The organism is Roseomonas sp. TS2, from assembly GCF_058833935.1.
The window spans coordinates 1-9186 of the sequence record NZ_JCACVY010000175.1 but is presented as its reverse complement, the minus strand read 5'-3'; the positions used below and the strand labels follow the sequence as shown (position 1 = coordinate 9186).

The window sequence follows — 9186 nt, the reverse complement described above, 5'->3', positions numbered from 1 at the left end:
TTTCCGCTCCCTTGCATCTGGCTGGCGAACGCCTGGCCCTCGATCCGGCCGGCGCGCTCTTCTGGCCGGCGCAACAGCTGCTCGTGCTCTCGGATCTGCATCTGGAGAAGGGCAGCCACTTCGCCGCGCGCGGCCAGCTGGTGCCGCCCTACGACACGCGGGAGACGCTGGCGCGGCTGGCGGCGCTGCTGCGGCGCTACAGCCCGGCGCATCTGGTCTTCCTGGGCGACAGCTTCCACGACGCCGCCGGCGCCGCCCGCCTGCACGCCACGGACCGCGCCACGCTGCTGCACCTGCTGGCGGGGCGGCGGGTGAGCTGGGTGCTGGGCAACCACGACCCGCTGCCGCCCGAGGCGCTGCCCGGCGAGGCGGTGGAGGAGCTTTCCCTCGGCCCGCTGCTGTTCCGGCACGAGGGGCAGCCCGGCGCCCGCCCCGGCGAGGTCAGCGGCCACTTCCACCCCCGCGCCGCCATGCCCACGCGCTGCGGCCCGGTGGAGCGCCCCTGCTTCCTCGCCGATGCGCGGCGGCTGCTGATGCCGGCCTTCGGCGCCTATACGGGCGGGCTCTCCATCACCGCGCCGCCCGTGGCGGCGCTGTTCCCGCGCGGGGGCCGTGCCTTCCTGCTGGGGAAGGAGCGGCTGTTCAGCTTCGCCGTCGGCCCGATGAAGCACCTCGCGGCCCTCTCCAAGACGCGGCCCGAGCCCACATCGGTGCCATGACCGAGACACCCCCCACCCTGCTCTGGCTGCGCCACGATCTGCGCCTGGCCGACAACCCCGCCCTGCATGCCGCCGCGGACGGCCCGGTGCTGCCCGTCTATATCCTGGACGATGCCGCCGCCGGGCGCTGGGCGCCGGGCGGCGCGCATCGCTGGTGGCTGCACCACAGCCTCGCCGCCCTCGCCGCCGCGCTGGAGCGGGCCGGCGCGCCGCTGCTGCTGCTGCGCGGCGAGGCCGCCACGCTGATCCCGCGCCTCGCCGCCGCGACCGGCGCGCGGACGGTGCAGGCGGGGCGCCTCTACGCGCCCTGGGCGCGCGCGCGGGACGAGGCGGTGGCGAAGGCGCTGGAGGCCGAGGGCCGCACGCTGGCGCTGCACAATTCCGGCCTGCTGGTGGAGCCGGAGCGCATCCGCACCCAGCAGGGCAAGCCCTACGCGGTCTACACCCCCTTCTCGCGCGCCGTCATGGCGCTGGGCGACCCGCCGCCGCCCATCCCGGCGCCGGGCCGGCTGAAGGGCGTGAAGCACCCCTGCCAGGGCGAGAAGCTGGCCGGCCTCGGCCTGCTGCCCCGGCAGCCGGACTGGGCCGCCGCCTTCCCCGAATACTGGACGCCCGGCGAGGACGCCGCCGCGGCCCGGCTGCACGACTTCGTGGACGCCACCGCCGAGGGCTATGACCGCGCGCGCGACTTCCCCGGTGAGGACGGCACCTCCCGCCTCTCGCCGCACCTGCACTGGGGCGAGATCTCGCCGCGCCAGGCCTGGCACGCGGCGGGCGGCATCGGCGACACGACGGCCCGGCAGACCTTCCGCAAGGAGCTGATCTGGCGCGAATTCGCCCACCATGTGCTGTGGCACAACCCGGCCCTGCCCGAGCGGCCGCTGCGCGCCGAATACGCCCGCTTCCCCTACCAGCCGGATGCCGCGCTGCTGCGCGCCTGGCAGCGCGGCCAGACAGGCTACCCCATCGTCGATGCCGGGATGCGCCAGCTCTGGCGGCATGGCTGGATGCACAACCGGGTGCGGATGATCGTCGGCAGCCTGCTGGTGAAGCACCTGCTGCAGCCCTGGTGGGACGGCGCCGCCTGGTTCTGGGACACGCTGGTGGATGGCGACCTGGCCAACAACAGCCTGAACTGGCAGTGGATTGCCGGCAGCGGGGTGGATGCCGCGCCCTATTTCCGCATCTACAACCCGATCATGCAGGGCGAGAAGTTCGACGCCGGCGGACATTATGTCCGCGAATTCGTCCCCGAGCTGGCGAAGCTGCCGGACAGGTGGCTGCACCGCCCCTGGGAGGCGCCCGCCGAGGTGCTGCGCGGCGCCGGCGTGGCGCTGGGCCGGACCTACCCCAACCCGGTGGTCGATCACGAGGCCGGGCGCGCCCGTGCCCTGGCCGCCCTGAGATCGTTGAAAGGGGTGGAATGACGCTCTCCGCCACCGCGCTGCTGCCCCGGATCCGGAACGACTACGCAGGGCTGCGCGTGGTGGGGGACGTGCATGGCGACGCCCGCGCCTTCGCCGCCGCCATCGAGGGGGCGGCGGAAAAGCGGCTTTTCGTCCTCCAGCTCGGCGACCTGACCGACCGGGGGCCGGACAATCCGGCCACGCTGCGCATGGCCTGCGACCTGCTCGATGCCGGGCGCGGCCTGTTCATCCTGGGCAACCACGACCACAAGCTGCGCCGTGCCCTGGCCGGCGCCCTGGTGCGGCCGGACCCCGAGGGGCTGGGCGTCACCCTGGCGCAGCTCGAGGCCGCGCCGGACGGGCCGGTGCTGAAGGCCCGCGCGATGGAGGCCATCGGTCAGGCGCCGGCCTGGCTGCGGCTCGGGCCATGGCTGTTCGTGCATGGCGGCTTCCATCCGCGCATGCTGCGCGAACCCTCGCCGCCCGAGGCCGGCACCCACAAGCCGGAGGGGCTGGTGCCGCGCGCGCTCTTCGGCCAGGTGACCAGCCGCACCCGCGCCGATGGCTACCCGGAGCGGCTGCACAACTGGGTGCACCGCATCCCCTCCGGCATCACCGTCTATTGCGGGCACGAGATGCGCAGCCTGGATGGCCGCCCCTATGTGGCGGTGGCCGCCGCCGGCGGCCGGGCGGTGTTCCTCGACACCGGCGCCGGCAAGGGCGGCCACCTCTCCTGGATCGACCTGCCCTGGTAGAACGGGGGTTTCTCCCCCTTCGCTGCAATCGGTTCGGAACAACCGCGCCCTCCCGCGGTTCTATCCCGGATGCCACGGGAGAATGCCGATGCCGGCCCAGACGGACCCTGAAGCCGTTCTGCGGTTGGCGGAGGAGGAGTTGCATGTCGAGGCGCGCCGGCGCGAGACAGGCCGCGTGCGCGTCTCGGTCCGCACCGGGATCATAACGGAGGAGGTCGGGCAAAGCCTGCGCAGCAGCCATGCGAGCGTGGAGCGTGTGCCGGTCGACCGTGAGATCCAGGAGGTTCCGCCGACGCGGGAAGTGGATGGCGTCCTGATCATTCCGGTGGTCGAGGAGGTGCTGGTCGTCGAGAAACGGCTGGTGCTGCGCGAAGAGATCCATCTCCGCATGGACGAGACGGAGGAATGGGTGCGGCAACCCGTCGAGCGGCGGGTTCAGCATGCCGTTGTCGAACGGCTGGCACCCGAAGCGGACGATTCCTCCATCGACCCGGGCAAAGACATCTCGTGACGAATTGGCGATCTGAGGAGAAGCCCATGACCTGCACCATTACCGGCCTTTTCGACACCCGCGAGGCGGCGCAGCACGTCGTCGACCACCTGACCAGCCATGATGGGGTGGACCGCAATCTTGTCCGCATCCATGGCCGGGAAGAGCAAGCTGCCACGGGGACCATGCAGGGCGAGGAGGACCAGGGCGTCTGGGCATCCCTGAAGAACCTCTTCATGCCGGACGAGGACCGCTACGCCTATTCCGAGGGCATTCGCCGCGGCGGCATCGTCGTCTCGGTGGAAGTGGCCGACGAACAGGTGGACCACGCCATGGACGTGTTCGAGAGCAATGGCGCCGTGGATCTCGACTCGCGTGAGGTCGAGTGGCGGGGCAGCGGCTGGAGCGGCTACAACGCCGGCACCTCCGCCTCCACGCCGAGCATGACCTCCGTGCCGGGCGGTGTCGGCATCGCCTCCGGCGCCGGCATGGGCGGTGGCGCGGTTGCGGCGGGCGGTGACGCGGTCGCCGCGGGCGGCATCGCGGGCCTCACCGGCAGCGACCAGGCCGGCAGCGATCGGGCCGGCAGCGACCGGATCGGTAGCGGCGGGACTGGCAGCGACCTGCCGCAGACGAGGCGGGATGCCGCCGTCCTGGGCGGCGAGCGCGACGTGATCCCGGTGGTCGAGGAGCAGCTTCGCGTCGGCAAGCGCGAGACGGAGCGGGGCCGGGTGCGCGTGCGTTCCTACGTGGTCGAGACCCAGGCGACCGAGCAGGTCTCGCTTCGTGACGAGCATGTCAACGTCGAGCGCCATGCCGTGGACCGCCCCCTCACCGATGCCGATGACGCCTTCCGCGAGCGTACCATCGAGGCGGTCGAGCATGGCGAGGAGGCGGTCGTTTCCAAGGAGGCCCGGGTCGTCGAGGAGATCTCGCTGAGCAAGGATGCCAGCCAGCGCCAGGAGACGGTGCACGAGAACCTGCGCCGCCAGGAGGTGGAGGTGGAAGACGACCGCTCCGGCACGACGAGCCCGATGCCGCGCAACCCCGCCTGATACCACGACCTCCGGGGGCGGTGCGGCCGGCTCAGGGCACGGCCAGCCCGTGCCGGTCCCGCTTGTGGAGTGCCGCGGCGAGGCGCCTATCCTCCTGGCGAGGCCTCGTGCAGCGCCGCATCCGCCGCCCCGGCTGCCGGGGCGGCGTTGGCATGCGTCCCCACCATTCCGTGCATGAACCACGCAGGGCGGTGCCGCCCTGGGTGGTCTCCTTCCACCGGCTCCTTCCCTTCCAGCGCCGCCCGCGCCTCCCGCGGCGATGGACGCGACACACCCGGCGCCCTGGCCAGGTTGCGCTCGGGAGCCAGGCGGTCGCCAGGGCACGGGATGCCTCCCAGCATCGGCTTTCCCGGACAGGCGGCAATGGCGGCGGCGAGGGGTGGCGGCCGGATTGGATCAGGAATGGTCGGTATCCGGCAGGTATGGTAAAATCTTTTTGCCATAATCTCCGCGCCGGATGGAACAGGCGCCATCGAGGAGAGCCCCATGCCGCCCGTCACCAACATCGAGGACCTGCGCCGCATCGCACGGCGGCGCATTCCGCGCGCCATCTTCGATTATGCCGACCGCGGCTCCTATGACGAGGCGACGCTGCGCGCCAACCGCGACGACCTCTCGGCCCTCAAGCTGCGCCAGCGGGTGATGATCGACGTCTCCGACCGCAGCACCGCCAGCACCATGCTGGGCGAGCCGGTGGCCATGCCCGTGGCCATCGCCCCCACCGGCCTGACCGGCCTGTTCCACGCCGATGGCGAGATCCATGGCTGCCGCGCGGCGCATGCCTTCGGCATTCCCTTCACCCTCTCCACCATGTCGATCTGCTCGATCGAGGATGTGGCGGAGGCGGTGGGCAAGCCCTTCTGGTTCCAGCTCTACGTGATGCGCGACCGCGGCTTCGCCCGCTCGCTGGTGGAGCGCGCGATCGCGGCCCGGTGCTCGGCGCTGGTGCTGACGCTGGACCTGCAGATCCAGGGCCAGCGGCACCAGGACATCAAGAACGGCCTGGCCGTGCCGCCGAAGCTCACCGTGCGGAACATGCTCGACGTGGCGACCAAGCCGCGCTGGGCGCTGGAAGTGCTGCGCGGCAAGCGCAAGACCTTCGGCAACCTGACCGAGGCGCCGGGCGCCAAGGACGGGATCAACACCCTCTCGCACTGGATCGCCGGGCAGTTCGATCCCTCCCTCTCCTGGAAGGATGTCGCCTGGATCCGCTCCATCTGGCCGGGCAAGCTGATCCTGAAGGGCGTGCTGGACGTGGACGACGCCCGCATCGCCGCCGATACGGGGGCGGATGCGCTGGTCGTCTCCAACCATGGCGGGCGGCAGCTCGACGGCGCCCCCTCCTCCATCTCCGTGCTGCCCGCCATCGCCGAGGCGGTGGGCGACCGGATCGAGGTGATGTTCGACGGCGGCATCCGCTCCGGCCAGGACGTGATGAAGGCGCTGGCCCTCGGCGCCAGGGGCTGCATGATCGGCAAGTCCTGGCTCTACGGGCTGGCGGCGGGCGGCGAGGCGGGCGTCGCCCAGGCGCTGCGGATCATCCGCAAGGAGCTGGATGTCTGCATGGCGCTGACCGGCGTGAAGGACATCCCCGGCATCACGGCCGAGGTGCTGCACGCGCCGCGCCGGGGCGATGTGGTGCGCTCCGGCGGCTCGCGGCTGGAAGCGGCGGAGTAGCCGCCGCCTCAGGCGGCGCGCAAGGCGGAGAGGAAGCCGTCCATCTGGACGCGCAACCCGCCGGACTGCTGGGCGAGGTCGCCGGCCGCGCCGCGCACCTCCTCGGCGGCGGCGCCGGTGCGCGCGGCATCCTCGCTGACGCCGGCGGCGTGGTGCGAGGCCTCCTGCGTGCCGGAGGCCGCCTCGGCCACGGCGCGGCCGATCTCCTGTGTCGCCTCCGCCTGCTGCTGGGCCGCCTCCGCCACGGCGCCGGTCGCATCGTTTAGTTCGCGGATCATCCGCCCGATCTCGGCAATCGCCTGCACCGTCCGGCCCGTCTCGGCCTGCATGGCGGCGATCTGCTGGCCGATCTCCTCGGTCGCCCGGGCGGTCTGGCTGGCCAGGTTCTTCACCTCCCCGGCGACCACGGCGAAGCCCTTGCCGCTCTCCCCGGCCCGCGCCGCCTCGATCGTGGCGTTCAACGCCAGCAGGTTGGTCTGGCCGGCGATGCCGCTGATGAGTTGCACCACGTCGCCGATCCGGCTTGCCGCCTCGGAGAGGCCGCGCACCGTGCGGTCGGTGTTCGCCGCCGCCTCGGCCGCGGCCTGGGCGCGGGCGGCGCCGGCGCGCACCTGGCGCGCCACCTCGGCAATGCTGGCGGTCAGCTCTTCCGCCGCCGCCGCCACTGTCTGCACATTGCCGCTGGCCTGCTCCGAGGCACGCGCCACCGCCGTGGCGCGGCCATTGCCGCTGGCGGCAATGTCCACCATGTTCGCCGCCGTCGAGTCCATGCGCGCCGCCGAGGCCGCCAGGGTGCGCAGCACCTCCGCCGTCTCCCCCTCGAAGCGGCGCAGCAGCGTGTCCACCCGCTCGGCGCGGGCGAGCTGCTGGCGCTGCTCCTCCTGCTGCGCCGCCGCCATCGCCTGACGCTCGGCCGAGTTGGCGCGCAGCGTCTCGATGGCCGAGGCCATGCTGCCAAGCTCGTCCCGGCGGTCACGGCCGGGGACGACCAGGCTCAGCTCGCCGCCGGCGATGCGCGTGACCAGCTGGGTGAGCGCCTGCAGCGGCAGCACCACCCGGCGCAGCAGCAGCAGCACCGAGATCCCGGCCATGGCGGCGGCCAGCATGGCCAGGCCAAGGGCGGCGGCGAGGCGCAGCCGGGCCCTGGCGGCGCCCGCCTCCACCAGCGCCATCGCGCCGTCGAGCGCCGCGTCGCGCAGCGACAGCATCCGCGCCTGGGCCACGATCGACCAGGGCCGGTACTCCTCCGCCGGCATGGGCCAGATGACAGGGCGCCCCTGCAGGGCCTGCCAGGCGCGTTCGAGGTGCTGGCGCCAGCGCGGCTCGCTCTCTCCCTGGAAGACGCGGCGCTGCTCCTCCAGCGCCGCCTGAAGCGCCGGGTTGCTCGGCAGAGCGGCGATCAGGCGCTGCGCCGTCTGCCAGGCCTGCTCCACGCGTCCGGTCTGCTGCAGGGCGGCGTCCATTCCGGCCGCCGTCACCGGCTGGCCGAGAACCCAGGAGGAGATGGCGGTGTTGCGCCGCCCGGCGAAATCGCGGGCCTCCATCACGGCATTGGCCACCTCCAGCACCAGCCCGGCATCCGGCGCCATCTCCACCACCTGGCGGGAGGCCGCCGCTGCCAGCCGCGCCATGGTCTCCACGCCGCTGTTGCGGAGCTGCTGGGCGGCGGTGGGCATCGCGGCATCGCGCTCCGCCAGGGGGCGGCGCATCTCGGCCAGGCTGCGGTCGCGCATCTCCGCCACGCGGGCAAGGAGGTCCCGCACCGGGGCGGCGTCGAGCCCGGCGGCGGCGACGCTCTCCACCGCCTGGCGCAGCAGCCGGTCCGTTTCCGGCGCGGCGCGCTGTGAGCTGGCGATGTCCGGGGCCGGGCTGCGCAGCAGCGGGCTGTAGGCGCCGACCTCCACGGCTACCGCCGTCTGCGCGCGCTGCGCGTCGCTGACCGCGCGGGTCGCCAGCCCCGCCCGGCTGGCCTGGCTCCAGTCGTCCCACGCATCGGCGGACTGCCAAAGGGAGGTGATGCCGCCCGTCACGGCCACGCCGCAGAAGCAGACAAGAAAGAAGGTGCGGATACGCAAGGTGGAGCTTCCTTGTCCTGGCGGCTCATTCCTCTTGTGCGGCACGAGGTGAAGCAATGGTGAATGCTGTGTCGCCGAGGCATGTGCGGCGCGAGGCCGCCTCAGGCGGGCTCGTAGCGCACGGCGCTGCCATCGTCGCCGCGCATGGTGAAGCCCACCCAGCGGCCGGCGGCGTCGTAGAGCGCCACCATGTCGCGGGCCGGCCAGCGCCAGCGGGTCATCCCGTCCGCCCGGTCCCGCAGGGGCGGCTCGGCCAGCGGCAGGCCGCTGCCGGCGTCGAAGAGCGGGCGGTCGAGGTGCTCCGGCGCCCACCAGGAAAGCGGTGCCGCCGTGGCGGGCAGGGCGACGGCCCCCTCCGGCCCGGTGCCGCGCAGCCCCTCGGCGCCGGACCGCAGATCCAGCAGCTGCACCTTGCCGTCCTTCTCCAGGCGCGAGGCGAAGCCCACCAGCCGCCCGCCCTCCCAGCGCTCGGCATAGTCGTGGTGGTAGCGGAAGACGGTGAAGGACAGCAGCTTCACCTCCAGCGCCACCACGGTGCGCGTCACCCCGCCCGGCTCCATCCGCACGCTGTGGGTGCCGATCTCCCGCCCCTCCCGCAGCACGCGGAAGCGGTAGCCGCCGGCCGGCATCGCCCCCGCGGGCGGCGCGGCCAGCAGCAGGGCCGGCAGCAGCGGCGCGGCGAGCAGGGCGCGGCGGCGCATCAGCCCTTGCTCCGCAGCGTGGCGCGCCCGCCATCGGCGCCGATGACCTGGCCGCTGATCCAGCCCGCCTCGGGCGAGAGCAGGAAGGCGGCCAGCGCCGCCGCATCCTCCGGCGTGCCGAGTCGGGGCACCGGGTGGAGCTTCGCGATCGCCTCGGCCATCTGCGCGTTGGCGGTGAGGGGCGCGGCCATCTCGGTGCGCATCAGGCTGGGCGCGATGGCGTTGACGCGGATGGCGGGCGCCAGCTCGGCGCCCAGCGCCACCACCAGCCCCTCCACGGCGCCCTTGGCGGCGGCGATGGCGGCATG

At 73.2% G+C, this 9186-nt stretch carries 9 protein-coding genes; 6 read left to right on the top strand and 3 right to left on the bottom strand.

Annotated elements, in window-relative coordinates; translation table 11 throughout:
• From pdeM to ACZJYS_RS19940, 6 genes are all read left to right on the top strand, one after another.
• Positions 1 to 719: ligase-associated DNA damage response endonuclease PdeM (gene pdeM, locus ACZJYS_RS19965; RefSeq protein ID WP_493180067.1), on the top strand; the 719-nt coding region annotated here is incomplete at its 5' end.
• Positions 716 to 2146 (top strand): cryptochrome/photolyase family protein, encoded by a 1431-nt coding sequence (locus tag ACZJYS_RS19960; RefSeq protein ID WP_493180066.1) that lies wholly within the window; start codon positions 716 to 718, stop codon positions 2144 to 2146. The genes pdeM and ACZJYS_RS19960, both read left to right, overlap by 4 nt.
• Positions 2143 to 2880 carry a metallophosphoesterase gene (locus tag ACZJYS_RS19955; protein WP_109515018.1) on the top strand — a complete coding sequence of 246 codons (738 nt, stop codon included), beginning with the start codon at positions 2143 to 2145 and terminating at the stop codon, positions 2878 to 2880. The genes ACZJYS_RS19960 and ACZJYS_RS19955 overlap by 4 nt, the downstream gene beginning before the upstream one ends.
• Before the next feature lie 88 nt (positions 2881 to 2968).
• Positions 2969 to 3391: a DUF2382 domain-containing protein gene (locus ACZJYS_RS19950; RefSeq protein WP_493180065.1), complete on the top strand. Its 423-nt coding sequence runs from the start codon at positions 2969 to 2971 to the stop codon at positions 3389 to 3391.
• Positions 3392 to 3417: 26 nt separating this feature from the next.
• Complete coding sequence (locus tag ACZJYS_RS19945; protein WP_109515017.1) at positions 3418 to 4425, top strand: YsnF/AvaK domain-containing protein; 1008 nt, start codon at positions 3418 to 3420, stop codon at positions 4423 to 4425.
• Positions 4426 to 4911: 486 nt separating this feature from the next.
• Positions 4912 to 6102, top strand: a complete 1191-nt coding sequence (locus ACZJYS_RS19940) for an alpha-hydroxy acid oxidase (protein WP_379649189.1) — start codon at positions 4912 to 4914, stop codon at positions 6100 to 6102.
• A gap of 8 nt (positions 6103 to 6110) precedes the next feature.
• Here ACZJYS_RS19940 and ACZJYS_RS19935 read toward each other — a convergent pair whose 3' ends face one another.
• The 3 genes from ACZJYS_RS19935 to ACZJYS_RS19925 form a co-directional block, all read right to left on the bottom strand.
• The gene (locus ACZJYS_RS19935; protein ID WP_493180064.1) at positions 6111 to 8177 is read right to left on the bottom strand and encodes a methyl-accepting chemotaxis protein; all 2067 of its coding nucleotides are present in this window, start codon (positions 8175 to 8177) and stop codon (positions 6111 to 6113) included.
• 101 nt (positions 8178 to 8278) lie between these two features.
• Positions 8279 to 8878: a DUF6134 family protein gene (locus ACZJYS_RS19930; protein ID WP_493180063.1), complete on the bottom strand. Its 600-nt coding sequence runs from the start codon at positions 8876 to 8878 to the stop codon at positions 8279 to 8281.
• Positions 8878 to 9186: SDR family oxidoreductase (locus tag ACZJYS_RS19925; RefSeq protein WP_493180062.1), on the bottom strand; the 309-nt coding region annotated here is incomplete at its 5' end. The genes ACZJYS_RS19930 and ACZJYS_RS19925, both read right to left, overlap by 1 nt.

Coding starts and splice junctions, on each gene's coding strand:
- ACZJYS_RS19960 (WP_493180066.1), top strand. CDS start 716: ATGACCGAGACACCCCCCACCCTGCTCTGGCTGCGCCACGATCTGCGC.
- ACZJYS_RS19955 (WP_109515018.1), top strand. CDS start 2,143: ATGACGCTCTCCGCCACCGCGCTGCTGCCCCGGATCCGGAACGACTAC.
- ACZJYS_RS19930 (WP_493180063.1), bottom strand. CDS start 8,878: ATGCGCCGCCGCGCCCTGCTCGCCGCGCCGCTGCTGCCGGCCCTGCTG.
- ACZJYS_RS19950 (WP_493180065.1), top strand. CDS start 2,969: ATGCCGGCCCAGACGGACCCTGAAGCCGTTCTGCGGTTGGCGGAGGAG.
- ACZJYS_RS19940 (WP_379649189.1), top strand. CDS start 4,912: ATGCCGCCCGTCACCAACATCGAGGACCTGCGCCGCATCGCACGGCGG.
- ACZJYS_RS19945 (WP_109515017.1), top strand. CDS start 3,418: ATGACCTGCACCATTACCGGCCTTTTCGACACCCGCGAGGCGGCGCAG.